This is a genomic window from Streptomyces thermospinosisporus, assembly GCF_039526425.1.
GTDB lineage: Bacteria > Actinomycetota > Actinomycetes > Streptomycetales > Streptomycetaceae > Streptomyces > Streptomyces thermocarboxydovorans.
Genome location: NZ_BAAAIZ010000040.1, coordinates 66,182 through 89,268 on the forward strand (window position 1 = coordinate 66,182; position 23,087 = coordinate 89,268).

General features: G+C 72.5%; 22 protein-coding genes. 13 read left to right on the forward strand and 9 right to left on the reverse strand.

Annotated elements, in window-relative coordinates; genetic code table 11:
* Nucleotides 1-212 precede the first annotated feature (212 nt).
* The gene (locus ABD207_RS14970; RefSeq protein WP_344013257.1) at nucleotides 213-1,805 is read right to left on the reverse strand and encodes an MFS transporter; all 1,593 of its coding nucleotides are present in this window, start codon (nucleotides 1,803-1,805) and stop codon (nucleotides 213-215) included.
* Between the two features lie 268 nt (nucleotides 1,806-2,073).
* On the opposite strand from ABD207_RS14970, the gene panB reads away from it, so the two are divergent.
* From panB to ABD207_RS14985, 3 genes are all read left to right on the forward strand, one after another.
* Nucleotides 2,074-2,970, forward strand: coding sequence for a 3-methyl-2-oxobutanoate hydroxymethyltransferase (gene panB / locus ABD207_RS14975; RefSeq protein WP_344000368.1), 897 nt, complete (start codon nucleotides 2,074-2,076; stop codon nucleotides 2,968-2,970).
* Between the two features lie 448 nt (nucleotides 2,971-3,418).
* Nucleotides 3,419-4,453 carry an ATP-binding cassette domain-containing protein gene (locus ABD207_RS14980; protein WP_344013259.1) on the forward strand — a complete coding sequence of 345 codons (1,035 nt, stop codon included), beginning with the start codon at nucleotides 3,419-3,421 and terminating at the stop codon, nucleotides 4,451-4,453.
* Entirely contained in the window at nucleotides 4,450-5,271 is an 822-nt protein-coding gene (locus ABD207_RS14985) for an ABC transporter permease (protein ID WP_344013261.1), read from the forward strand. The genes ABD207_RS14980 and ABD207_RS14985 overlap by 4 nt, the downstream gene beginning before the upstream one ends.
* Nucleotides 5,272-5,297: 26 nt before the next feature.
* On the opposite strand, the gene ABD207_RS14990 is transcribed toward ABD207_RS14985, so the two are convergent.
* Both ABD207_RS14990 and ABD207_RS14995 read right to left on the reverse strand, forming a co-directional pair.
* Nucleotides 5,298-8,579: an AfsR/SARP family transcriptional regulator gene (locus tag ABD207_RS14990; protein WP_344013263.1), complete on the reverse strand. Its 3,282-nt coding sequence runs from the start codon at nucleotides 8,577-8,579 to the stop codon at nucleotides 5,298-5,300.
* A 67-nt stretch (nucleotides 8,580-8,646) separates the two neighbouring features.
* Nucleotides 8,647-9,564 (reverse strand): DUF6578 domain-containing protein, encoded by a 918-nt coding sequence (locus ABD207_RS14995; RefSeq protein WP_344013265.1) that lies wholly within the window; start codon nucleotides 9,562-9,564, stop codon nucleotides 8,647-8,649.
* 115 nt (nucleotides 9,565-9,679) lie between these two features.
* Here ABD207_RS14995 and ABD207_RS15000 point away from each other — a divergent pair, with 115 nt between their 5' ends.
* Complete coding sequence (locus ABD207_RS15000; protein ID WP_344013268.1) at nucleotides 9,680-10,477, forward strand: site-2 protease family protein; 798 nt, start codon at nucleotides 9,680-9,682, stop codon at nucleotides 10,475-10,477.
* A 79-nt stretch (nucleotides 10,478-10,556) separates the two neighbouring features.
* Here the strand turns inward: ABD207_RS15000 and ABD207_RS15005 are convergent, their stop codons facing one another.
* Both ABD207_RS15005 and npdG read right to left on the reverse strand, forming a co-directional pair.
* On the reverse strand, nucleotides 10,557-10,748 hold the full coding sequence (locus ABD207_RS15005; RefSeq protein WP_344013270.1) for a hypothetical protein: 192 nt from the start codon (nucleotides 10,746-10,748) through the stop codon (nucleotides 10,557-10,559).
* A gap of 63 nt (nucleotides 10,749-10,811) precedes the next feature.
* Nucleotides 10,812-11,513, reverse strand: a complete 702-nt coding sequence (npdG, locus tag ABD207_RS15010; protein ID WP_344013271.1) for an NADPH-dependent F420 reductase — start codon at nucleotides 11,511-11,513, stop codon at nucleotides 10,812-10,814.
* Between the two features lie 86 nt (nucleotides 11,514-11,599).
* Between npdG and ABD207_RS15015 the strand changes: the two genes are divergently transcribed.
* Complete coding sequence (locus tag ABD207_RS15015) at nucleotides 11,600-12,208, forward strand: hypothetical protein (protein WP_344013272.1); 609 nt, start codon at nucleotides 11,600-11,602, stop codon at nucleotides 12,206-12,208.
* A 246-nt stretch (nucleotides 12,209-12,454) separates the two neighbouring features.
* Nucleotides 12,455-13,747, forward strand: a complete 1,293-nt coding sequence (locus tag ABD207_RS15020) for an MFS transporter (RefSeq protein WP_344013273.1) — start codon at nucleotides 12,455-12,457, stop codon at nucleotides 13,745-13,747.
* A gap of 71 nt (nucleotides 13,748-13,818) precedes the next feature.
* On the opposite strand, the gene ABD207_RS15025 is transcribed toward ABD207_RS15020, so the two are convergent.
* A complete protein-coding gene (locus tag ABD207_RS15025) occupies nucleotides 13,819-14,046 on the reverse strand; it encodes a hypothetical protein (RefSeq protein ID WP_344013275.1) in 228 nt (75 codons plus the stop codon).
* Between the two features lie 59 nt (nucleotides 14,047-14,105).
* Between ABD207_RS15025 and map the strand changes: the two genes are divergently transcribed.
* Nucleotides 14,106-14,963, forward strand: coding sequence for a type I methionyl aminopeptidase (gene map / locus ABD207_RS15030; RefSeq protein ID WP_344013276.1), 858 nt, complete (start codon nucleotides 14,106-14,108; stop codon nucleotides 14,961-14,963).
* A 131-nt stretch (nucleotides 14,964-15,094) separates the two neighbouring features.
* Entirely contained in the window at nucleotides 15,095-15,742 is a 648-nt protein-coding gene (locus ABD207_RS15035; protein ID WP_344013278.1) for a biliverdin-producing heme oxygenase, read from the forward strand.
* Between the two features lie 48 nt (nucleotides 15,743-15,790).
* Here the strand turns inward: ABD207_RS15035 and ABD207_RS15040 are convergent, their stop codons facing one another.
* The gene (locus ABD207_RS15040) at nucleotides 15,791-16,435 is read right to left on the reverse strand and encodes a PhzF family phenazine biosynthesis protein (protein WP_344013280.1); all 645 of its coding nucleotides are present in this window, start codon (nucleotides 16,433-16,435) and stop codon (nucleotides 15,791-15,793) included.
* Between the two features lie 284 nt (nucleotides 16,436-16,719).
* Here ABD207_RS15040 and efeO point away from each other — a divergent pair, with 284 nt between their 5' ends.
* Genes efeO through ABD207_RS15060 form a run of 4 tightly spaced genes read left to right on the forward strand, consistent with a single transcriptional unit; the run spans nucleotide 16,720 to nucleotide 21,021 of the window.
* On the forward strand, nucleotides 16,720-17,871 hold the full coding sequence (gene efeO, locus ABD207_RS15045; protein WP_344013281.1) for an iron uptake system protein EfeO: 1,152 nt from the start codon (nucleotides 16,720-16,722) through the stop codon (nucleotides 17,869-17,871).
* Nucleotides 17,872-17,897: 26 nt separating this feature from the next.
* A complete protein-coding gene (efeB, locus tag ABD207_RS15050) occupies nucleotides 17,898-19,193 on the forward strand; it encodes an iron uptake transporter deferrochelatase/peroxidase subunit (protein WP_425580724.1) in 1,296 nt (431 codons plus the stop codon).
* A gap of 3 nt (nucleotides 19,194-19,196) precedes the next feature.
* Complete coding sequence (gene efeU / locus ABD207_RS15055) at nucleotides 19,197-20,078, forward strand: iron uptake transporter permease EfeU (protein ID WP_344013283.1); 882 nt, start codon at nucleotides 19,197-19,199, stop codon at nucleotides 20,076-20,078.
* Nucleotides 20,029-21,021, forward strand: coding sequence for an SCO2278 family lipoprotein (locus ABD207_RS15060; RefSeq protein WP_344013284.1), 993 nt, complete (start codon nucleotides 20,029-20,031; stop codon nucleotides 21,019-21,021). Before efeU ends, ABD207_RS15060 begins: the two co-directional genes overlap by 50 nt.
* Nucleotides 21,022-21,134: 113 nt before the next feature.
* Here ABD207_RS15060 and ABD207_RS15065 read toward each other — a convergent pair whose 3' ends face one another.
* Entirely contained in the window at nucleotides 21,135-21,872 is a 738-nt protein-coding gene (locus tag ABD207_RS15065) for a bifunctional DNA primase/polymerase (RefSeq protein WP_344013285.1), read from the reverse strand.
* A 151-nt stretch (nucleotides 21,873-22,023) separates the two neighbouring features.
* Entirely contained in the window at nucleotides 22,024-22,641 is a 618-nt protein-coding gene (locus ABD207_RS15070; protein WP_344013288.1) for a TetR/AcrR family transcriptional regulator, read from the reverse strand.
* A gap of 129 nt (nucleotides 22,642-22,770) precedes the next feature.
* Here ABD207_RS15070 and ABD207_RS15075 point away from each other — a divergent pair, with 129 nt between their 5' ends.
* Entirely contained in the window at nucleotides 22,771-22,989 is a 219-nt protein-coding gene (locus ABD207_RS15075) for a DUF6243 family protein (RefSeq protein ID WP_344013290.1), read from the forward strand.
* Nucleotides 22,990-23,087 lie beyond the last annotated feature (98 nt).

Genomic DNA, 23,087 nt, shown 5'->3' on the forward strand with positions numbered 1-23,087 from the left:
GTCGGTGCCGGTGTGCGGGGCGGCTTCGGTGCCGGTGTGCGGGGCGGCTTCGGTGCCGGTGTGCGGGGCGGCTTCGGTGCCGGTGTGCGGGGCGGCGTCGGTGCCGTTGCCGGTGCTGGTGTGCGTGCTGTTGTACGTGCCGGTGCCAGTGCCGGTGCCGGTGTCGGCGAGGCTCACGTCGTGGTTCCCTTCCCTGGGCCGCGTCGGGCGCTTCAGTCTGCCGCCTTCACCAACTCCTGCCCCCGCTCCCCGTTTTCGGGCGGAGCGGGGTTGCGCCCGGGCAGGAACAGGGCGGTGACGACGGCGCCGGCGAGGGCGACGCCCGCGCCCCACAGCGCCGTGACATGCATGGCGTGCACGAACGCCTCGCCGGCCGTGCCGGCCAGGACCTGACCCGAGGGGCCGAGCCGGTCCGCGGCGGCCAGGGTGGCCTCGATGGACTCGCCGGCCGCGTGGCGGACGCCGGGCGGCAGCACGGCCAGTTCGTCCTCGATGCTGTTGCGGTACGCCGCCGAGAGCACCGAGCCGAGCACGGCGACGCCGAGGGCGCCGCCGACCTGGCGGAAGGTGTTGCTGACCGCGGAGGCCCGGCCCGCCTTCTCCCGGGGCAGCGTCTGCATGATCAGGACGCTGACCGGGGTCATCACATGCGCCATCCCGGCGCCCATGAGGAAGAAGACGGCCTCCATCAGCCAGATGGGGGTGTCGCGGTCCAGGAGGGTGAAGGCGGCGAGCATCGAGGCGAGCAGCAGCAGGCCGCCGGTGGTGGTGGCGCGGTTGCCGAAGCGGTCGACCAGCAGCCGGGCCCGCGGCGCGAAGAACATCTGCGCGACGGCGATCGGCAGCATCAGCAGGCCGGTCTCCAGCGGCGAGTAGCCGCGCACGCTCTGGGTGTAGAAGACCGCGAAGAACATCACGCCCATGAGCGCGAAGAAGACCAGCGCGACGGCGCCGATCGAGGCGGAGAACACCTTGTTGCGGAAGTACCGCACGTCGAGGGACGGGTGGTCGCTGCGCGCCTCGAACACCACGAAGGCCACCAGCACGGCGAGCCCGGCGCCGGCCGTGGTCAGCACGGTGGGGTCGGTGAGGTCGGCGAGCTGGCCGCCCTTGATGATCCCGTAGACCAGCAGGACCAGGCCGACCACGGAGAGCAGGACGCCGACCGGGTCGAGCCGGCCGGGGTGCGGATCGCGCGAGTCGGGCACCAGCCACAGCATCAGGGCGAGGGCCAGCAGCACGATCGGCACATTGACCAGGAAGACCGAGCCCCACCAGAAGTGGTCAAGCAGCAGGCCGCCGGTGATCGGGCCGATGGCGATGGCCAGCCCCACGCCGCCCGCCCAGACGCCGATGGCCTTGGGCTGCTCGTCGCGCTCGAAGACGTTCATCAGCACGGCCAGGGTGGCCGGCATCACGAAGGCCGCGCCCAGGCCCATCAGCGCGCGCCAGCCGATCAGCTGCCCGGGCGAGGCGGAGAAGGCCGCGAGCACCGAGCCGAGGCCGAACACGCTGAGGCCGCCGAGCAGCACCTTCTTGCGGCCGACGCGGTCGCCGACCAGGCCGGCGGTGAACAGCAGGCCCGCGAAGACGAGCGTGTAGGCGTTGATGGCCCATTCGAGTTCGCTCTGGGTGGCGCCGAGGCCGGTGGGGGCCGGGGTGGAGATCGTCCTGATGGCGACGTTCAGGATCGAGTTGTCCAGCACGACGATCAGCAGGCTCATCATCAGCACGCCGAGGATCGCCCAGCGGCGCCGGTGCACCGACTCGGGGACGTGGCGGGCGGGAGCGGCGGGAGTACTCATACGGCCAGAGTCTCACGGATTCCGATACGGCACCGTCTCGTATCGGAACGCCTGTCCCCCGAAGGGCGGCCGGTGGACGTCACGGGCGGCCGGTGAACGCGACGGGGTGACGGGCGGCCGGTGAACGTGACGGGGTGACGGGCGGCCGTGGACGTCACAGGGGGACGTCGGGAGGACCCCTGGCCCTCGGCGGTTCGAGGTGCAACCATGGACGTGGTCCGGGGACGCCGTGAGGGCGCCTCGAGATGACGTGTTAGGAGCCGTTGCAATGACGCAGCTTTCGGCTGCCCAGACTTCTGCGCGGACCGCGCAGCCTGCGAAGTCAGCATCCTCCGACGGCAGCAAGGCGCTGTACGGGGGCAAGGGCACTCGCCGTATCACCGTCCGCGACATCGCCCTCGCCAAGGAGCGGGGCGAGAAGTGGCCCATGCTCACCGCCTACGACGCGATGACCGCGTCCGTGTTCGACGAGGCCGGGATCCCGGTCATGCTGGTGGGCGACTCGGCCGGCAACTGCCACCTCGGGTACGACACCACCGTGCCCGTCACCCTCGACGAGATGGTCATGCTCTCGGCGGCCGTCGTACGGGGCACCTCGCGGGCCCTGATCGTCGGCGACCTGCCCTTCGGCTCGTACCAGGAGGGCCCGGTGCAGGCGCTGCGCTCGGCGACCCGGCTGGTGAAGGAGGCCGGGGTCGGTGCGGTGAAGCTGGAGGGCGGGGAGCGCTCGCACCGGCAGATCGAGCTGCTGGTGGAGTCCGGGATCCCCGTGATGGCGCACATCGGGCTGACCCCGCAGTCCGTGAACACGATGGGCTACCGCGTGCAGGGGCGTGGCGAGGAGGCGGCGCAGCAGCTGCTGCGGGACGCCAAGGCCGTGCAGGACGCGGGGGCGTTCGCGGTGGTCCTCGAGCTGGTTCCGGCGGAGCTGGCGGCCGAGGTGACGCGGGTGCTGCACATCCCGACGGTCGGGATCGGCGCCGGGCCGGAGACGGATGCGCAGGTGCTGGTGTGGACCGACATGCTCGGGCTCACGCAGGGGCGTGTGCCGCGGTTCGTGAAGCAGTACGCGGATCTCCGGTCCGTCATGACGGGAGCGGTGAAGGCGTTCGCTGACGAGGTCGTCGCCGGAACGTTCCCCCAGGAGGAACACTCCGTCCACTGAAGCCACTGCGGTACCACCGGGCAGCCCGCCGATCCTCCCCCGTCGGCGGGCTGCCGCACGTAGGTGCACGTACCGGACCGGGGGCTCCGCCCCCAGACCCCCGTTTTCCGCCCACACCACCCGTCCCGGTCGGCCAGGAGCCGCACCGAGGGCCGGCAGCGCCCACCGGCGATCACCAGATCCCCCCGCCGAGCGGGCCGGGCGCAGGCGGAAGCGGTAGTCGGGGGTGCGGGGTGCGGAGCCCCCGGTGGGGGACTTTCGGCCGACCGAGACGGGTGGTCTGGGCGGGAGACCCGGGGGCGAAGCCGCCGGAGGGGCGGCCTTTTGGCCGAGCGAGGCAGGTGGTGTGGGTGGGAAGGCGGGGTGTGCCCTGCCGGCAGGGAGCCGACAAGGAACCTGTCGGTGGGATGTCGGTGATCTGTCGGTGGGGGCTGCCACCGTCGGGGGCATGAGTCGAAACGGGACATACACCGGGGGCGCCGGAGGCGCGGTGACCGTGCGGGGGCTGGTCAAGCACTACGGGGAGACCAAGGCGCTGGCCGGCGTCGATCTGGACGTGCGCGAGGGCACCGTGATGGGCGTGCTCGGTCCGAACGGCGCCGGCAAGACCACCCTCGTCCGCATCCTGTCCACCCTGCTCGCCCCCACCGCCGGCCACGCGACCGTCGCCGGCTACGACGTCGTCCGCCAGCCCCGGCATCTGCGCCGGGTGATCGGCCTGACCGGCCAGTACGCCTCGGTGGACGAGAAGCTGCCGGGCTGGGAGAACCTGTACCTGATCGGCCGGCTGCTCGACCTGTCCCGCAAGGAGGCCCGCGCCCGCGCCGACGAGCTGCTGGAGCGCTTCTCGCTCACGGACGCCGCCCGGCGGCCGGCGGGCACGTACTCGGGCGGCATGCGCCGCCGGCTGGACCTGGCCGCCTCGATGATCGGCCGCCCGGCCGTGCTGTTCCTGGACGAGCCGACCACCGGCCTGGACCCGCGCACCCGCAACGAGGTGTGGGACGAGGTCAAGCGGCTGGTCGGCGAGGGCGTGACCGTGCTGCTGACCACCCAGTACATGGAGGAGGCCGAGCAGCTCGCCTCCGAGCTGACCGTCGTGGACCGCGGCAGGGTCATCGCGAAGGGCGGCATCGAGGAGCTGAAGGCCAAGGTCGGCGGCCGCACGCTGCGGATCCGCCCGGCGGACCCGCTCCAGCTGCGCCCGCTGGCCGCGGCCCTGGACGAGCTGGGCATCACCGGCCTCGCCCCGGTCACCGTGGACGCCGAGCGCGAGGCGCTGCTCGTGCCCATTCTGAGCGACGAGCAGCTGACGGCCGTGGTCGGCGCGGTCACCGCGCGGGACGTCACCCTGGCCTCCATCAGCACCGAACTGCCCAGCCTGGACGAGGTGTTCCTCTCGCTCACCGGCCACCGTGCCGGTGAGCTGCAGGACACCGAGCCCGCCGGTTCCGCCGAGCCCCGCCAGGAGGTCGCCGTATGAGCGCCACCGCACTGACCCCTGCCCAGGCCGGCCAGGACGCGCGGATCACGCTGCGCGGGCATCTGCGGCACACCGGCGTCCTGGTGCGCCGCAATCTGCTGTGGATCCGTCAGGACCCGGAGTCGATGTTCGACGCCGTGCTGTTCCCGATCGTGTTCACCCTGCTGTTCGTGTACGTCTTCGGCGGCTCGATCGGGCAGGCCCTGGGCGGCGGGCAGGAGGCGTATGTGCAGTACATCGTGCCCGGCCTGATGGCCATGATGGGCATGAACATGGCCCAGGGCGTGGGCACCGGCTTCAACCAGGACTTCAACTCCGGTGTGATGGACCGCTTCCGTTCGCTGCCGATCGGCCGCGGCTCGGTGCTGTTCGCCAAGATCGCCGTCGAGCTGGCGCGCATGCTGATCGCCACCACCATCCTGATGGTCGTCGGCGTGCTGGTCGGCTTCGACATCACCGACTGGCCTGGGCTGCTGGCGGCCGTGGGCCTGTCCGCGGTGTTCGGCTCGGCCCTGATGTGGATCTTCCTCATGCTGGGCGTGACCATGAAGAACGCGCAGTCGGTGCAGGCGATGGGCTTCCTGGTGCTGATGCCGCTGCAGTTCGGCTCGTCGATCTTCGCGCCGCCCCAGTCGATGCCTGGCTGGCTGGAGAGCTTCACCGAGTACAACCCGCTGTCCTCGCTGGCCGACGCCGCGCGCGGGCTGATGGTGGGCGGGCCGGTGGCGCACGACCTGTGGCTGACCCTGGGCTGGACGGTGGCGATCACGGCGGTGATGGCACCGGTCGCGATCCACAAGTTCCGCACCAAGGACTGACGAAGGCTCAGGAGGACTGGCGAAGATCAGAGCAGGGCGGCGGCTTCCTCGGGGGTGAGGCCGCCGCCCTGCGCGTAGGCGGCCTCGTACGCCTCGTCGTCGCCGAGAGCGGCCCTGATCCGCTGCTCGGTGCGTGCCCGGCAGGTGGCCTCCACCTTCCCCGGCACATGGCCCGGCAGCAGCCAGGAGTCGGCGGCGCCCAGCAGGCGGGCCGCGTCCCCGGCGCGCCGCCCGCCGTCGACTCCGGCGAGGGCCATCGCGGCCCCGGTCATATGACCGCTGCGCATCTGCGGGGCGACGGTCTCGCACACCGGGTCCTGCGCCCGTTCGAACGCATGCCGGAACGTGCTCAGCGCCTTGACGTCGTCCCCGTCGAACACGTCCAGCCACCCCTCGGCGCCGAGGATGAACGCGTCGAACACGATGTACTGCGCGATGCGGAACTCCTCGCGCAGCCGCTCCAGTTGCTCCCGCGCCTCGGCGGTGCGCCCGGTCATGCCGAGCCAGCCGGCCAGGAAGAGCCGGGCGAACGGCATGGCTTCGTTGTGGCCGCACCGGGTGGTCTCGATGATCTCCCGCAGCATCCGCTCCCCGCGTTCGGCGTCCCCCGCCTCCAGCAGGGCGCTGCCCAGCCGGGCGGACAGCACGGCGATCTGGGCGCGGGCGCCCAGCCGTTCGGCGTGCTCGATCGCGGCGGCGAAGTCGGCGGCCGCGGCGTCGTAGCGGCCCCGGCGCTCGTGCGCCTCGCCGCGCGCGGCCAGCGCCTCCGCGGTGCCCCAGGCGTCGTCCAGGCGCCGGTAGATCTCCAGGGCCTCGTCCGCGTCACGGGCGGCGCCGCCGGCCAAATCCGAGCGGTTGGCGAGCACATTGGCGCGGATCTGCAGGCAGCCGGCCAGCTCCCACTCGTATCCGGGGGTGCGCCGGGCGACGTCGACGGCGGCGTCCAGGGCGCGACGCAGCCGCTTCATGTCGGCGGTCAGCATGAGCGAGAAGATCCACAGCAGTCCGGGCGACCGGCAGGTCTGCGGCAGGCCGGGCTCGTACGTTGCGGCGATGACCCGCAGCCGGTCCTGCGCCTCGGGCGTCTGCCAGTTGTCCAGCTCGGTGTCCATGCAGGCCAGGTGCGCCAGGTGCACCCCGCGGCGGGCCTCGGCGAGCACCTCGCCGGTCATCGGGGGCGGGTTCTCGGTGCAGCGCTGCCACACGGGGGCGGCCGGACGGACCTCGGCGAACGGGTCGGGGCCGAGGGCCATGACCTCGCGGCACCAGGTGCGGGCTTCGATCCTGAGGTCGCGCATCTGCCAGAAGAAGGCGAGCGACAGCGTCAGGCACAGCGCCTCCTGCTCGTCGCGCAGGGCGAGCGCGTGGCGCAGGGCGGTGCGCAGGTTGTCGTACTCGCGCTCCAGCCGTTCGATGGCGGTGCGCTGCTGCCCGCCGCGCAGCAACGGGTCGGTGGTGCGGGCGAGTTCGCGGTAGTGGGTGAGGTGGGCGCGGATCGCCTCGGTGCGCCGGCCGGTCTCGTCGAGGCGTTCGGCCGCGTACTCGGCGACGGTCTCCAGCAGCCGGTAGCGCATCTCGCCGTCGCCGGAGGGCGCGGCCACCACCAGGGACTTGTCGACGAGCGAGGCGAGCGCGTCCAGCGCGGCGGGCCCGCACACCGCCTCGGCGGCGGCGAGGTCGCAGCCGCCGGCGAAGACCGACAGGCGGCACAGCACCTCGCGTTCGTCCGCGTCGAGCAGCTCCCAGGACCAGTCGACCACGGCCCGCAGGGTCTGCTGGCGGGGCAGGGCGGTGCGGCTGCCGGAGGTGAGCAGGCGGAAGCGGTCGTCGAGGCGGTCGGCGATCTGGCGCGGGGTGAGCATCCGCAGCCGGGCGGCGGCGAGTTCGATGGCGAGGGGCAGTCCGTCGAGCCGGCGGCAGATCTCGGCGCAGGCCTCCGGGTCGTCCTCGACGCTGAATCCGGGCCGGGCGGCCGCGCCGCGGTCGGCGAGCAGCTGCAGGGCCACCGGCTCGGGCAGCGGCTCTACCGGGCGCAGCAACTCGCCCTGCACGCCGAGGGGTTCGCGGCTGGTGGCGAGGACGGTGAGGTGGGGGCAGCGCTCCAGCAGCGTCTGCGCCAGCCGGGCGGCGGCGTCGACGACGTGCTCGCAGTTGTCGAGGATCAGCAGCATGCGGCGCCGGCCGCAGTGTTCGGCGAGGCGGTCGACGGGGTCGTCGTGGCGTTCGGCGACGGCCCGCATGCTCTCGGCGCCGGCCCCGTACAGCACGGTCTCGCGGGCGCCGACGGCGGTGAGCACGGCCTCGGGGACGGCGGCGGGATCGTCGACGGGGGCCAGTTCGGCCAGCCACACCCCGTCCGGCAGGGTGTCCCGTACGGTCTCGGCGGCCTCCTGCGACAGCCGGGTCTTGCCGGCGCCGCCGGGTCCGAGCAGGGTGACCAGGCGGGCGGCGGACAGGTCGGCGCGGATGGCCTCGATGTCTCTCTCCCGGCCGACGAAGGAGGTCAGCCGGGCCCGCAGGTTGCCCCGCCGCGGTGCCGTCCCCGCCGGCGCGGGTCCGGGCGTGGCCCGGGGGGCGGGCTGCGGGCGGAGCAGTTCGGCGTGCAGGGCCCGCAGTTCGGCGCCCGGGTCGGAGCCGAGCCGGTCGGCGAACAGGCGCCGCACGTCCTCGTAGGCGGCGAGGGCCTCGGCGGTACGGCCGGTGTCGCGCAGCGCGCGCAGGCGCAGCGCCTGGAGGGGTTCGTCGAGCGGATGGGTGTCGCACAGCGCGGTCAGCTCGGGCAGCGACTGCTCGGCCTGCCCGAGGGCCAGGGCGGCGGTGTGCCGGGCGCGCAGCGCCTCCAGCCGCCGGGTCTCGGCGCGGGCGGCCTCGGCGGTGGAGTCGGGGAGGTCGGCGAGGGCGGGCCCGCGCCACAGCGTCAGGGCGTCGTCGAGCACCACGGCCGCCTTCTGCGGGTCGCCGTCGGCCAGGGCGCGCAGGCCTTCGCCGGTCAGCCGCTCGAAGCGGTGCAGGTCGATGTCGTCGGCCGCGGCGGTGAGCCGGTAGCCGCCGCCGTCGGAGGCGACCGCGTCGGCGCCGAGCACCCGGCGCAGCCGGCCGACCAGGGCCTGCAGCGCTCCGGTGGCGTCGGCCGGGGGCTCGCCGTCCCACACCTCGTCGACCAGGACGCGCACCGGCACGACCCGCCCGGGGCGCAGGGCGAGCACGGTCAGCAGGGCACGCAGCCGCGCACCGCCCACGGGGAGGGCGGTGCCGTCGGGGCGCAGGGCCTGGGTGGTGCCGAGGACGCGATATCGCACGGGGTCCATTGTCGCCGGTGCTCCGATGCCGGTCACCGCGGCCCGCGCACGGTGCTCAGGGAGTGCGGCAGCTGTGTCAGCGCGGCCGGGGGCAGCCCCTCGGCCTCCGTCCCGGCGGCGTCCAGGGGCAGGCCGCGGGCCCGGCGCAGGGCGTAGGGCCTGTCGTCGGATCAGCCCGCGGACGCGGGGTCTGGCACGCGCATCTGCGGCGTTGTCGTAGGTTGCCGATTCCCCCACGCTCGGCTGCGCTCGCGCGGGAGGGACCCCCATCGCATCGGCGCCCTCCTCCGCCTTGCAGCTGCACGCACCGGACCCCGCTCACCGGTGGTGACAAGGCGCCGGCGATTTCCCGCAGGCTGATCCAGCGACAGGCCCTAGGAGAGCCAGGAGTCGGTGCCGGGCACCTCCAGGGTGACGACGGCGGCGAACTCCACGCTCCGGCGGGCCCGGCCGTCCGGGCGGGCCCGGCGTCCCGGCGGGCGAACCACTTGGGGCACTTCCGCACCGGCCGCGGCTCCCGCGTGCCGGGCACCGGCTCGAAGCCGCCCGGTCCGCCGGGTGCGGTCTCGGCGTACTCCTGCGCCAGCACCTGCACGGCCCGTACCCGGCCGGCCGTCTCCGGCGCCCCGGCGCCGTGCAGTTCGGCGCAGAGCAGGCCGACCGCGCGGATCCAGTCGCCCGGCCGCGGCATGTCCGGTTCCTGCGTCCGGGTACGGGCTCCGGGCGGCGTCCGGGTGCCGACCCGCGTGCCGGCTTCGTGCTGCAGGGCGGCGGTGAGCCCGTTCTCGTCCCGCACCACCCGCACTCCGCCGTCGCCGTCCCGGAACTCCGCGACCTCTCCGCCGAGCTTGGTCAGCTGGTCGTGCCGGCCGCCCCCGCCGAACGTGCCGGCGTCCTTCAGCAGCAGGGGCCAGGCCACCTCGTCGCCGACCGCGAACGGCTCGCCGCAGCACTCCATCTGCCAGTCCTCGTAGATCACGTGCCGCAGCCCCATGACCCCACTCTCCGACGGAACCGGCGGCCCGCGCGAGACGTTCTCCCGTTGCGCCCGGTACGGTCGGGCAGTCCCACCGCCCGTCCCGTGCGTGACCGACAGTCCAGGGAGTGCCATGACCACCGCCGCCACCCGCCACAGCGACCGGAGGATCAGCCCCGTCTTCCTGGGGATCGTGGCCGTCATGGCGGTCACCGGCTGGGCCACCTGGACGGGCTTCGCGGAGCAGCCGGGCCTCGCGGTGTTCCTGTTCGTGACGGCCGCCTGGGTCGTCTCGCTGTGCCTGCACGAGTACGCGCACGCGCGCACCGCCCTGCACAGCGGGGACATCTCGGTCGGCGCGAAGGGCTACCTCACGCTGAACCCGGTGAAGTACACGCACGCCCTGCTCAGCATCGTGCTGCCCGTGCTGTTCGTGATCATGGGCGGGATCGGTCTGCCCGGCGGTGCCGTGTTCATCGACCGGGGCCGCATCCGGGGCCGCTGGCGGCACAGCCTGATCTCGGCAGCGGGCCCGCTGACCAACGTGCTGTTCGCGGCGGTGTGCACCGCCCCGTTCTGGCTGGACGCGCTGGAGGGCGTGCCCACCGGCTTCCGCTACGCGCTCGCCTTCCTGGCGCTGCTGCAGGTGACGGCGGCCATCCTGAACTTCCTGCCGGTGCCGGGGCTGGACGGCTACGGCGTGATCGAGCCCTGGCTGGCCCACAGCGTCCGGCGCCAGGTGGAGCCGTTCGCCCCGTTCGGACTGCTCTTCGTCTTCGCGCTGCTGTGGGTGCCGGCGCTCAACGGCGCCTTCTTCGACGCGGTGGACGCGGTGCTGCGCGGCCTCGGCATCGGGGACGTCGAGTCGTACTGCGGCTTCGAGCTGTACCGCTTCTGGCAGACGGACGAGCTGTGCACGATCACCCGGTGACGGGCGCGGTGTCCGGGGGTGGGGGCCGTCAGCCGGTGACGGGGTGCCGGTGGTCACCCCGTGACGGGGGTGAGGCCCGTCAGCCGGTGGCGGAGGAGGAGCGGCGGGCGTCGCGCCCGCGCTTGACGTAGTACCAGCCCATGTTGGACGACAGCCCCGCCAGCAGCACCCAGACCACGCCCATCAGCACCATGCCCTGCACGAAGGAGACGACGGCCGCGGCGACGGCGAGCAGGCAGACGACGAGGGCGTAGACGGCGAGGCGGGGCATGGGGCTGTCTCCTGTCGGGGGACACGGACGGTCGGTGCTTCACCCCCAGTGTCCCCCATCGGGTCATACGTCCGTGACGCGGAGCCCGGCGTGTGCCTTGTAGCGCCGGTTGACCGAGATCAGGTTGGCGACCAGCGCCTCCACCTGGTGCGCGTTGCGCAGCCGGCCCGCGTAGACGCCGCGCATGCCGGGGATGCGCCCGGCCAGCGCCTGCACGATCTCCACGTCGGCCCGCACCTCGCCGAGCACCATCACATCGGTCTCGATCCGCTCGATCTCCGGGTCGGTGAGCAGCACGGCCGACAGGTGGTGGAAGGCGGCGGTGACCCGGGAGTCCGGCAGCAGGGCGGCGGCCTGCTCGGCGGCGCTGCCCTCCTCGGGCTTGAGCGCGTAGGCGCCCTTCTTGTCGAAGCCGAGCGGGTTGACGCAGTCGACGACGAGCTTGCCCGCCAGTTCCTCGCGCAGCGCCTCGAGCGTGGCACCGTGCCCGTCCCACGGCACGGCGACGATCACGATGTCGCTGCGGCGGGCGCACTCGGCGTTGTCGGCGCCCTCGATGCCGTGGCCGAGCTCCTCGGCGGCGGCCCGGGCGCGCTCGGCGGCGCGGGAACCGATGATCACTTTCTGGCCGGCCTGGGCGAGGCGGTAGGCGAGGCCCTTGCCCTGCGGGCCGGTGCCGCCGAGTACGCCGACGACGTACCCGGAGACGTCGGGGAGGTCCCAGGGGTCCTTGGCGGGCGGCTTTGCACTGTCGGTAGAGGTCATGGCCCGACTTTACGACCCGTCTACGGACGGGCGATTCCCGGGCGAACGCCGGGCCGCCGCGAACCGGTTGGGGCAGGATGCGCCGCATGGATGCGGTACGGGTCGCGCTGCTGCGGGAAGTGCTCGCCGGGACGGAGTGGCTGGGGGCCACCCGGAGATTCGCGGGGGCGCTGCGGGGATCGGTGGTGTCGCACGGGGGCGGGCTGCTGCTGGTGGGGACGCGGGAGTACGAGCCGTGGCATCTGGCGGCGCATCTGGTGGACGAGGCGGCGTGGTCGGGGACGCCGGAGCTGGCGCCGACACTGGTGCGGCATGATGCGCGGCCGTCGGATCCGGCGCATCTGGCGGTGGGGCCGGGGCGGCTGGAGGCGGTGCGGCGGGGGGAGACGCTGCTGGTGGTGGCTCCGGGGGAGCCGGGTGAGGGGCTGCTGGAGCGGGTGTCGGATGCGCGGAGGGCGGGGGCGGTGTTGCTGGCGCTGGGGCCGGAGGAGGGGGAGTTGCCGGGGTTGGCGCATGAGACGTTGGCGGTGCCGGAGGGGGGTGAGCTGGATCTGGATACGGTGCAGCATCTGGTGAGTGCGGCGGCTGGGGAGAATGCGGTCCCGGGTTCCTCGCGGCGGGGTCGGCGGAGGTTTCGGGAGCGGCTTTCTCATGTGGCTGATCTGCTGATGGCGCCGCCTCCGCCGCGGTGGTGAACGGACCTTTGCCCTTTGCTGGTGCGGGTCGGTGGGGCCGGCCGGGGGTGGGTTTGCGCCAGCCCCGCTGATGGGGTGCCGCTGCGCCCACCCTCCCCCGCTCTCGGCTTCGCTCGAGCGGGGGCACGCCCATCGCCCCATGCGGCACGAATGCCCGCCGTTACGGGAGACGCGCTGGCCGCAGCTACGCAGCCGGGCGGAAATTCGTTTGTCCGGGGCATCTGGAGGTGCCCAGGATGGGCCGTTGTGAGTCGGTCGTTGCTTCCGGATCTTGGGCCCTGGCGGGAGTCGGGGGATTTTCGGCGGGTGTGGGCGGCGGGGCTGATCACCAACTTCGGGAGCTTTCTGACCTTTGTCGCGCTGCCCGTGCAGATCAAGGAGCTGACCGGCTCCGCCGCGGCCGTCGGGGCGATCGGGGCCGTGCAGCTGGTGCCACTGGTGGTGTTCGGGCTCTACGGCGGGGCGCTCGCCGACGCCTGGGACAAGCGCAAGCTGATCCTGTGGACCGAGGTGGGCCAGGGCGTCCTGTGCGCCGTGCTGCTGCTGAACGTGCTGCTCCCCTCCCCCACCGTCTGGGCCCTGTATCTGGTGGCGGGGCTGTCCTCCGCGCTGTCCTCGGTGCAGCGTCCCGCCCTGGACGCGCTCACTCCGCGCATCGTGCGCCATGAGCTGCTCCCCGCCGCCGCGGCGCTCAATTCGCTGCGCTGGCAGGTGGGCGCCGTCGCGGGGCCCGCGCTCGCCGGGCTTGTGGTCGCGTTCGCCGGTCTGGCCTGGGCGTACGCCGTCGACCTGGCCACCTTCGTGGTCTCCGTGGTGCTGGCCGTCGGGCTGAGCCCCTCTCCCGCCTCGCACGCGGCGAAGAAGCCGTCCTGGGCGGCGATCGCGGAGGGCGCCCGGTACGCCTGGAGCCGCAAGGAGCTGCTGGGCACGTACGCGATCGACCTGGCGGCGATGTTCCTGGCGATGCCGCTCGCGGTGCTCCCGTTCCTCGCCGACGAGCTGGGCGCCGAGTGGTCGCTGGGGCTGATGTACGCCGCCATCCCGGCCGGATCGCTGCTGGTGAGCCTGACCAGCGGCTGGACCTCGCGGGTGCACCGGCACGGCCGGCTGGTGGTGCTGGCGGCGGCCGGCTGGGGGCTGGCGATCGCCGCGGCGGGCGTCGCCGGGAACGTCTGGCTGGTCCTGCTGTGTCTGGCCGTGGGCGGCGCCTTCGACATGGTCAGCGGCATCTTCCGCAGCGCGATGTGGAACCAGACCATCCCCGACGAGCTGCGCGGCAGGCTGGCCGGCATCGAGCTGCTGTCGTACTCGGTGGGCCCGCAGCTCGGGCAGGTCCGGGTGGGCGGCATGGCCGCCTGGTCCGGGGTGCGGACGTCGGTGTGGTCGGGCGGGCTGCTGTGCGCGGGCGCGGTGGCCCTGCTGGCGCTGTGCCTGCCGAAGCTGATGACCTACGACGTGCGGACGAACGAGCACGCGGTCCGGCTGCGCGAGCAGCGCACGGCGGCGGCAGCCGGATCCGCGAGCACGGCCACGCCGTAGAGACGTAGACGTAGAGACGTAGAGGCGTAGAGACGTAGCGCCGGGCGGCTACGCCGTGGTGCCGGGCGGGATCAGTCGTCGCGCTCGGAGGCGGGGGCGTCGTGCCAGCGCGGGTCGTTCTCCCACTGCAGGTTCCGCTCTCGCGCGATCTCCATCGCGCGCTCGGCCTCGCTGCGGCTGGCGTACGGGCCGAAGCGGTCCTTGCCGGGGCACTCGGGGCCCTCCTCGACCTTCTTGTGCTCCAGGCAGTAGTACCACTCGCCCGGTTTTCCGACCGTGCGCTTCTTGAACAGGGGCATGACCGGCTCCTCTCACCACGAAGATGGTCCCCCATCGCCGCTGACTTAGACTCGCTGGCATGTCTGGCCAGTCGCTGCTCGTCCCAGGGGAGCTGTCTCCCACCCGCTCCGTGCCCGGAAACATCCGCCGTCCCGAGTACGTCGGCAAGCCCGCCCCGACGCCGTACACGGGTCCGGAGGTGCAGACCCCGGAGACCATCGAGGCGATGCGGATCGCCGGCCGGATCGCGGCGCAGGCGATGGAGGAGGCGGCGAAGCACATCGCGCCGGGGGTGACCACCGACGAACTGGACCGGGTGACGCACGAGTTCCTGTGCGACCACGGCGCCTACCCCTCCACCCTGGGCTACCGCGGTTTCCCGAAGTCGCTGTGCACCTCGATCAACGAGGTGATCTGCCACGGCATCCCGGACTCCACGGTGCTGCGGGACGGCGACATCGTGAATCTGGACGTGACCGCGTACATCGGCGGGGTGCACGGCGACAACAACGCCACCTGCCTGGTGGGTGACGTGGACGAGGAGAGCCGGCTGCTGGTGGAGCGCACCCGGGAGGCGCTGAACCGGGCGATCAAGGCGGTCAAGCCGGGCCGGCAGATCAATGTGATCGGCCGGGTCATCGAGTCGTACGCCAAGCGCTTCGGCTACGGAGTGGTGCGGGACTTCACCGGTCACGGCATCAACAGCTCGTTCCACTCGGGCCTGATCATCCCGCACTACGACAGCCCGCACGCCACCACGGTGATGCAGCCGGGGATGACCTTCACCATCGAGCCGATGCTGACGCTGGGCACCCATGAGTACGACATCTGGGACGACGGCTGGACGGTGGTGACCAAGGACCGCAAGCGGACGGCGCAGTTCGAGCACACGCTGGTGGTCACGGACACGGGCGCGGAGATCCTGACTCTGCCCTGACTCTGCTCTGATCCTGCCCTGATCCTGCCCTGATCCAGGTGCCGCCGGTGTCCCGCGTGGGTAGGCTCTTGCCGACAGGCCGTCGGCAAACCTCATTGACTTAGGTAAGCCTAACCACAGAAGATCGGTATATGGACTCCTTCTCGACGCTCATCCGCACCGCGTCTCATGAAGAGCACGTGGAGGCCGAGACCTCGACGTTCATGAGCGACATGCTGGGCGGGCGGCTCGGCGTCGACGCGTTCGCCCGTTACACCGAGCAGCTGTGGTTCGTGTACGAGGCGCTGGAGACCTCCGTCGAGCGGCTGGCCGGGGACCCGGTGGCGGGCCCCTTCATCCGGCCGGAGCTGATGCGCCTGGCCTCGCTGGAGCGGGACCTGGAGCATCTGCGCGGCCCCGGCTGGCGGGCGTCGCTGTCCGCCCTCCCGGCGACCCGGGCGTACGCGGACCGGGTGCGCGAGTGCGCCGAGCGCTGGCCCGGCGGCTATGTCGCCCACCACTACACGCGCTACCTGGGCGATCTGTCCGGCGGCCAGATCATCCGCGACAAGGCGGAGAGGACCTGGGGTTTCGCCAGGAAGGGCGACGGAGTCCGCTTCTACGTCTTCGAGGGCATCCCCAACCCGGCCGCCTTCAAGCGGATGTACCGGGGGCTGCTGGACGCGGTGCCGGCGGACGACCTGGAGAAGCAGCGGATCATCGCCGAGTGCAAGGCCGCGTTCGCGCTGAACACCGGGGTGTTCCGGGCGCTGGGCGAGGAGTTCCCGCTCTCGGCGTGAGGAGCGGTGGGCACCGCCACTTTCTCGAGGACGACCGGAGTCCGCCGACTACTTCTCGAGGATGACGCGTCCCCCGACCTCCACCCACCCCTCCGGCTGCGGCGCGGTGAGAATCTGCGAACCGGAGCCCTGGGTGATGTTGAGGGCCCGGCCGAGCTGGTGGGTGAGCAGCAGCGCCGCCGCGCCGGTCGCCTCGTCCTCGTCGATGCCGTCGTCGCGGCCCGGGAAGGCGCGAGCCCGGATACGGCCGGCCGGTTCGTCCTCCCACGCCCAGGCGTAGATCCACTCCCCCTTGGGCGGCACGGGCAGGTCGTCGACCTCGGCCGCGGTGGCGTACTGGCGCAGGGTGCGCGGCGGCACCCACTCCGCGCGGGCCTCGATCCAGCAGAACTCCCCGTCCTGCCGGGCGCCCACCACCCCGGCGGGTGTGACGAGTTCGGGCACGTCGATCAGCCAGGCCGTGCCGACGCAGGGGTGTCCGGCGAAGGGCAGCCGCTCGGTCGGGGTGTAGATGTCGATGATGCCGCGCTCGGGGTCGTCGACGAACACGGTCTCGCTGAAGCCGAGCCTCGCCGCGAACTCCTGCCGTGCGGCCCGCTCGGGCAGGACGGAACCGTCGCGCACGACGCCGAGTTCATTGCCGTAGCCGCCCCGGGGCCCGCAGAAGACGCGGAGCACGTCGTAGTCAGTCACGGGGGCATTCAAGCATCGTGCACGCGGGCCGAGGTGACGAGATCGGCCGGAGGCCGCCCGTGGGCCGCCTTGACGCCCCCTTGACCCGAGTTGACCTCCCCTTGAGCCGCACATGGCGCGCGTTTTACGTCACCGTGATCGGCCCGTACCCATACACCGCCCATGAGAGAGGGATCACAGAACGCCCGGGTATCAACCGGGAATTCCCTCGATATGTTAGGTGAGCCTCACCTTCCTTGAGTGGGGTACGTCGCACCACTGTCCGGCCACGTCCAGGAGCCCGTATGCGCCCCGCCAGACTCTCCGTCGTCACCGCCGCAGCCACCGTGGCAGCCCTCGCCGCCGTCACCGGATGCACCGAGAAGGGCGCCGGCGGCGACGGCAAGGGAGTCGTCGAGGTGACGGCCACCGACGACAAGTGCGAGGTGTCCAAGAAGGAGTTCCCGGCCGGGCACGTCGAGCTCGCCATCGAGAACAAGGGGTCGAAGGTCACCGAGGTCTACATCCTCTTCCCGGACGACCGGGTGGTCACGGAGCGGGAGAACATCGGCCCCGGCACCAAGCAGCGCGTCACCGCCGAGGTGAAGGCCGGCGACTACCAGATCGCCTGCAAGCCGGGCATGCGCGGCAAGGGCATCCGCCAGGCCGTCAAGGCCACCGGCGGCAAGGCGGTGCGCCGCGACCCGCGCCTGGACAAGGCGGTGGCCGCCTACCGCGAGTACGTCCAGACCCAGGCGGACGAGACCCTGCCGAAGGCACAGGAGTTCGCCAAGGCGGTCCAGGACGGCGACCTGGAAGCCGCGAAGAAGGCCTACGCCCCGTCCCGGATCGGCTGGGAGCGCACCGAGCCGGTCGCCGAGTCCTTCGGCGACATCGACCCCAAGGTCGACGTCCGCGAGGACGGACTGGAGGACGGCCAGGACCCGGCCACCGACTGGACCGGCTGGCACCGCCTGGAGAAGGCGCTGTGGCAGGACGGGAAGATCGGCGAGAAGGAGAAGGAGCTCGCCGGTCTGCTCATCAAGGACCTGAAGGACTGGCAGAAGCGGGTCGGCAAGGCGGAGATCACCCCGACGTCCATGGCCAACGGCGCCAAGGAGCTCCTCGACGAGGTCGCCACCGGCAAGGTCACCGGCGAGGAGGAGCGCTACTCGCACACCGACCTGGTCGACTTCAAGGCCAACGTCGAGGGCGCGGAGAAGTCGTACGCGCTGCTGAAGCCGGTCGCGCAGGAGAACGACGCCCGGCTGGTGAAGGAGCTCGACAAGCAGTTCGCGGCGCTGAACGCGCTGCTGGACAAGTACCGGTCGGGCCAGGACTCGTACGACTTCACCCCCTACGACAAGGTCGGCAAGGCCGAGCGCAAGGAACTCTCGGACGCGGTGAACGCCCTGGCCGAGCCCCTGTCCCGGCTCGCCGCGGCCGTGGTCGAGTGACCGGCGCGCGAAGCGAGATGGGCCAGATGAGCGAGACGGACGAGACGGGCAGCGACGGGCGGAGGGAGGACCTCGTGAGCGACACCGAACGCAGAGCACCGGCGCCCTCGCGGCGGGCGCTGCTCGGCTGGGGCGGTGCCGGGCTGGCGCTGGGCGCCGCCGCGGCCGGCGGAGCGGTGGCGATGGCGCGCACCGCCGACGAGGCGCCGGCCGCCGTCTCCGGCGAGGCGGTGGAGTTCCACGGCCCGCACCAGGCGGGCATCGCCACGCCGGTGCAGGACCGGCTGCACTTCGCCGCGTTCGACGTGAAGACCGAGGACCGCGCCGAGCTGGTCGCGCTGCTGAAGGAATGGACCGAGGCGGCACGCCGGATGACGGCGGGCCGGGCGGTCGGTGAAGGGGCGTACGGGGGTCTGCCCGAGGCGCCGCCGGACGACACCGGGGAGGCCCTGGGGCTCAAGCCGTCCCGGCTGACGCTGACCATCGGCTTCGGTCCGTCGCTGTTCGGCCGGTTCGGCCTCGCGGACCGGCGTCCCGACGCGCTGGTGGACCTGCCGAAGTTCCCCGGGGACAACCTCGACCCGAACCGCAGCGGCGGGGATCTGTGCGTGCAGGCCTGCGCGGACGACCCGCAGGTCGCCGTGCACGCGATCCGCAATCTCGCCCGCATCGGGTTCGGCAAGGTCGTGGTGCGCTGGTCCCAGCTCGGCTTCGGCAAGACCTCGTCCACCACCCCCGAGGCGCAGACCCCGCGCAATCTGTTCGGCTTCAAGGACGGCACCCGCAACATCGCGGGCCACGAGACCGACCGGCTGAGGAAGTTCGTCTGGGTCGGCGAGAAGGACGGCCCCGCCTGGATGACCGGCGGGTCCTATCTGGTCGCCCGGCGCATCCGGATGCACATCGAGACCTGGGACCGGACCTCCCTGCAGGAGCAGGAGGACATCTTCGGCCGGGACAAGCGGGAGGGCGCGCCGGTCGGCAAGGCCAAGGAGCACGACGAGCCGTTCCTGAAGGCGATGAAGCCCGACGCGCACGTCCGGCTCGCCCATCCGGACAGCAACAACGGGGCGACGATCCTGCGCCGCGGCTACTCCTTCACCGACGGCACCGACGGACTGGGCCGCCTGGACGCGGGCCTGTTCTTCCTCGCCTACCAGCGCGACCCGCGCACCGGTTTCATCCCGATCCAGCGCAGCCTGGCGGCCGACGCGCTCAACGAGTACATCCAGCACGTCGGTTCGGCGGTGTTCGCGATTCCGCCCGGGGTGCGGGACAAGGACGACTGGTGGGGCCGGTCGCTGTTCACCGGGGAGGCATGAGAGGTGTTCTCCAACTATCTGATCGGTCTGCGGGAGGGCCTGGAGGCCAGCCTCGTCGTCTGCATCCTGATCGCCTACCTGGTCAAGACGGACCGGCGCGAGGCGCTGCGGCCGGTGTGGACGGGCATCGGCGTGGCGGTCGCCCTGGCCCTCGGCTTCGGCTGCGTGCTGGAGTTCGGCTCGCAGGAGCTGACGTTCGAGGCGCAGGAGGCGCTCGGCGGTTCGCTGTCGGTCCTCGCGGTGTGCCTGGTGACGTGGATGGTGTTCTGGATGCGGCGCACCGCCCGCCATCTGAAGGCGGAACTGCACGGCAAGCTGGAGGCCGCGCTGGCGATGGGCACGGGGGCGCTGGTCGCCACCGCGTTCCTCGCGGTGGGCCGGGAGGGCCTGGAGACGGCGCTGTTCGTGTGGGCGTCGGTGCACGCGGCCGGGGACGGCAGCCCGCGCCCGCTGATCGGCGTGGCGCTGGGTCTGGCCACGGCGGTGCTGCTGGGCTGGCTGTTCTACCGGGGTGCGCTGAGGATCGACCTGGCCCGGTTCTTCACCTGGACCGGCGCCATGCTGGTCGTCGTGGCGGCGGGCGTCCTGGCCTACGGCTTCCACGACCTGCAGGAGGCCGACCTGCTGCCCGGCCTGACGAACCGTGCCTTCGACATCAGCGGCGCCGTCCCGCCGGACAGCTGGTACGGCACGCTGCTGAAGGGCGTGTTCAACTTCCAGCCCGACCCGACCGTGCTCCAGGTCACGGTGTGGCTGCTCTACCTGATCCCGGCGCTCGCCCTTTTCCTCGCCCCGGTAGGGTTCGCCTCCGGGAAGGGGAAGGTGAAGGAACCGGATGAGCAGGGATCTCGGCCTTCGAAGGCTCCGCAGGCACCGCAGGCTTGAGAAGTGCGTGCTGCTGGTGGCCGCCTTGTCGGTGGCCACCAGCGGTTGTGTGGTGGTGCACGGCGAGCGCGAGGTGCTTCCGGCGACCACCCGCGGCGAGGCCGCGAAGGCGCTCCAGCAGTTCACCACCGCGTACAACAAGGCGGATGAGGCGTACGACAGTTCCCTGGACGCCAAGTACACCACCGGGCCGCTCGGCGACATCGACAAGGCGCGGCTGACCGCGGGGAAGGCCAACAACCCCGAGGGCAATCCCTCGCACACCCCGCTGAAGCTGAGCGACGCGAAGTTCACCATCCCGAAGAAGGCCGGCTGGCCCCGCTGGTTCCTCGCCGACGCGGCCGGGAACAAGGGCGGCGAGGCCCGCTGGCTGCTGGTGTTCACCCGCGACTCCCTGGACGAGCCGTGGCAGGTCGCCTATCTGACGCTGGTCGACCCGGACGAGATACCGCGGTTCAAGACGGACAAGGACGGCTGGGCGGAGGCGGTGCCCGCGAACGCCACCGATGTGACGGTGGCGCCGGGCGAGCTGAGCCAGAAGTACGCCACGTACCTGAAGGACGGCGGGGACGCGTTCGCGGTGGGGCCGCACACCAGTGCCTGGCGGGCGCTGCGGAAGAAGCGGTCGGAGCGGCCGGGGCTGGCCACCCAGTACATCGACGAGCCGGTGACGAACGGCGACTACCGGCCGCTGGCGCTGCGCACCGAGGACGGGGGCGCGCTGGTCTTCTTCACCACGCGGCACTTCGAGAAGCAGACGGCCGCCGCGGGGGCGACGGTGCCCACGCCCAACAAGGACGTGCTGGCGCTGACCACCGGGGAGATACGGCAGTCGCTGACGATGCAGTTCATCTCGAACGAGGTCGCGCTGGACCCGGCGGGCGACGGCGAGGTGGAGGTCCTGGGGCGCATCCAGGGGCTGGTGTCCGCGAAGGGCGAGTAGGGCGCCTCGGGGGCACGTCGCCCGGGCACACGTCGGCTCTCGCGCCCGTCGGCCTGCGGATCTGGTCGGCCGGTGAGCGTCGGCGGGGGCGCGCCCGGAGCCGCCGGGTGCCGTCAGTGGTGGCGCAGGGGCCAGGCCGTGCCCGCGGAGTCGGGGACGGCCTCGGCGTGCCGGGCGCAGGAGTCGGTGAGGAATTCCAGGATGGTCAGCGGGTCGGGCAGCTTGTGCTCCGGGCCGCGGATCCAGCGGACCGAGGGGCCGTCGTCGCCGGGGAGGCGGGCCGGGGGGACCAGGACGTAGGAGCCCCGGCAGTGCCAGCGCAGGCCCGGATGCTCGTCCATGGTCTCCGGGTGGCAGTCCAGCTCGCAGGGCCACCACTCGTCCTCGTCCTCGGGCGTGCCCCGGGTGAGGGTGAAGAAGAACATCCGCCCGTCGTCGCTCTCGGCGACCGGGCCGGCCTCGACCCCGGCGGCGAGCAGGTGCTCCAAAGCCTCGCGACCGGCCACGTGGGGCACGTCGAGGACGTCGTGCACCATGCCGGTCGCGGTGATGAAGTTGGCCTGCGGCTGATGGCGGGCCCAGCGTTCGATCTGGGCGCGGTCGGTGGTCGACTGCGTCTGCCAGGCGAAGGACACCGGGTGCCGGGCCGGGGTGGGACAGCCCACGCGGTCGCAGGAGCAGCGGTATCCGACGGGGTGGGCGGCGGGTGCGAGCGGCAGACCCACGGCGGCGGCGGCGAGCAGCAGAGCCTCACGGCCGCCGTCGTCGGCGGCCTGCTTCGGGCGGCGTCCTCGCAGCCACCGGGAGAGTTTGCCCTGCCGGCCGGTCCGGCCATGGAAGTCCGCGCTCATCTATCCCCTCGCCTCTGTCCCCTCGCCGTCGTGCGGTCCAGCATGCCCTATGGTCCCACCATCGTGCGCATCGGGGGCCCGGAGCCCACAATCCGCCCAGGTGGGACGAGGGGGGATCATTCCTCAGCCGGGGCCAGAGCGTTCAGGTGCCTCAGCGGGGTGCCAGACCGTTCAGGGCGTAGTCGACGAGGGTGTCGGTGTACTCGTAGCTGATCGGGCCGGTGTGCTGCAGCCAGCGCTGGGCGAGCGGGGAGACGAACAGCTCCAGGGCGATGCGCGGATCGATGTCGGCGCGGACCTGCCCGGCCCGCTGGGCGGAGCGCAGGCGGTCGGCGTAGAGCTCCAGTTGCGGCAGCAGCAGCCTGGCCACGAAGCGGCGGCCCAGCTCCTCGTTGACCACGCCCTCGGCGGCCAGGGCGCGGGAGGGTGCGGCGAAGGCGGGGTCCTGCAGCTCGTCCACCGTGGCCCGCAGGACGTACTTGAGGTCGGCGGCGAGGTCGCCGGTGTCCGGGATCGTGTACGGCACCTGCCCGGCGGCCTCGGCGGCCTGCTCGCTCAGGTCCAGGAAGGCGTCCAGCAGCACGTCGGCCTTCGACGGCCACCAGCGGTAGATGGTCTGCTTCCCCACGCCGGCGCGGGCGGCGATGCCCTCGACGGTGGTCTTCGGATAGCCGGCCTCCGCGACGAGGGCGAGGGCGGCGTCGAAGATCGCGCGGCGGGAGCGCTCGCTGCGGCGTGAGACGTCGGGCGCGGACTGCTTGCTGGCCATGCAGCCGAATTTATCAGGTTGACAAGACGGAGCGTCTCGCTGGACAGTGACAGGGACAGTTGACGAGACGAACCGTCTCGTCACGTTACGGCGGAGCGTCCGGGGACTCCGGGTGGAAGGGAGAGCGCCATGACGCGTGGCGGAGCCGGAAATCTGCTGGGAGTCGGGGGCACGCGGCGGCACCTCGGGCGCAAGGCACTGCGCGGAGGAGAGCGCGGCGGCCGCATCGGGGGCGGGCTCGACCCGCAGGCCCAGAAGCGGGAACTGCTGCGCCAGCTGCAGCAGCAGCGCGCGGAACGCGCACAGCGGGCCGGGCGGACGGACACGGATCAGGAGGTGCGGGAGTGAGCGGTCACTGAGTCGTCGCTGAGTCGTCGCTGAGTGGTCGCCGGGGCGGTCGCTGCGTGGCCGCCGGGCCCGGTCGCTGCGTGGCCGCCGGGCCCGGT

Bases quoted from the DNA above. Each gene is read 5' to 3' on its own strand.
- ABD207_RS14970 (WP_344013257.1), bottom strand. From the start codon at position 1,805: ATGAGTACTCCCGCCGCTCCCGCCCGCCACGTCCCCGAGTCGGTGCAC.
- panB (WP_344000368.1), top strand. From the start codon at position 2,074: ATGACGCAGCTTTCGGCTGCCCAGACTTCTGCGCGGACCGCGCAGCCT.
- ABD207_RS14980 (WP_344013259.1), top strand. From the start codon at position 3,419: ATGAGTCGAAACGGGACATACACCGGGGGCGCCGGAGGCGCGGTGACC.
- ABD207_RS14985 (WP_344013261.1), top strand. From the start codon at position 4,450: ATGAGCGCCACCGCACTGACCCCTGCCCAGGCCGGCCAGGACGCGCGG.
- ABD207_RS14990 (WP_344013263.1), bottom strand. From the start codon at position 8,579: ATGGACCCCGTGCGATATCGCGTCCTCGGCACCACCCAGGCCCTGCGC.
- ABD207_RS14995 (WP_344013265.1), bottom strand. From the start codon at position 9,564: ATGGGGCTGCGGCACGTGATCTACGAGGACTGGCAGATGGAGTGCTGC.
- ABD207_RS15000 (WP_344013268.1), top strand. From the start codon at position 9,680: ATGACCACCGCCGCCACCCGCCACAGCGACCGGAGGATCAGCCCCGTC.
- ABD207_RS15005 (WP_344013270.1), bottom strand. From the start codon at position 10,748: ATGCCCCGCCTCGCCGTCTACGCCCTCGTCGTCTGCCTGCTCGCCGTC.
- npdG (WP_344013271.1), bottom strand. From the start codon at position 11,513: ATGACCTCTACCGACAGTGCAAAGCCGCCCGCCAAGGACCCCTGGGAC.
- ABD207_RS15015 (WP_344013272.1), top strand. From the start codon at position 11,600: ATGGATGCGGTACGGGTCGCGCTGCTGCGGGAAGTGCTCGCCGGGACG.
- ABD207_RS15025 (WP_344013275.1), bottom strand. From the start codon at position 14,046: ATGCCCCTGTTCAAGAAGCGCACGGTCGGAAAACCGGGCGAGTGGTAC.
- map (WP_344013276.1), top strand. From the start codon at position 14,106: ATGTCTGGCCAGTCGCTGCTCGTCCCAGGGGAGCTGTCTCCCACCCGC.
- ABD207_RS15035 (WP_344013278.1), top strand. From the start codon at position 15,095: ATGGACTCCTTCTCGACGCTCATCCGCACCGCGTCTCATGAAGAGCAC.
- efeO (WP_344013281.1), top strand. From the start codon at position 16,720: ATGCGCCCCGCCAGACTCTCCGTCGTCACCGCCGCAGCCACCGTGGCA.
- efeB (WP_425580724.1), top strand. From the start codon at position 17,898: ATGAGCGAGACGGACGAGACGGGCAGCGACGGGCGGAGGGAGGACCTC.
- ABD207_RS15060 (WP_344013284.1), top strand. From the start codon at position 20,029: ATGAGCAGGGATCTCGGCCTTCGAAGGCTCCGCAGGCACCGCAGGCTT.
- ABD207_RS15065 (WP_344013285.1), bottom strand. From the start codon at position 21,872: ATGAGCGCGGACTTCCATGGCCGGACCGGCCGGCAGGGCAAACTCTCC.
- ABD207_RS15070 (WP_344013288.1), bottom strand. From the start codon at position 22,641: ATGGCCAGCAAGCAGTCCGCGCCCGACGTCTCACGCCGCAGCGAGCGC.
- ABD207_RS15075 (WP_344013290.1), top strand. From the start codon at position 22,771: ATGACGCGTGGCGGAGCCGGAAATCTGCTGGGAGTCGGGGGCACGCGG.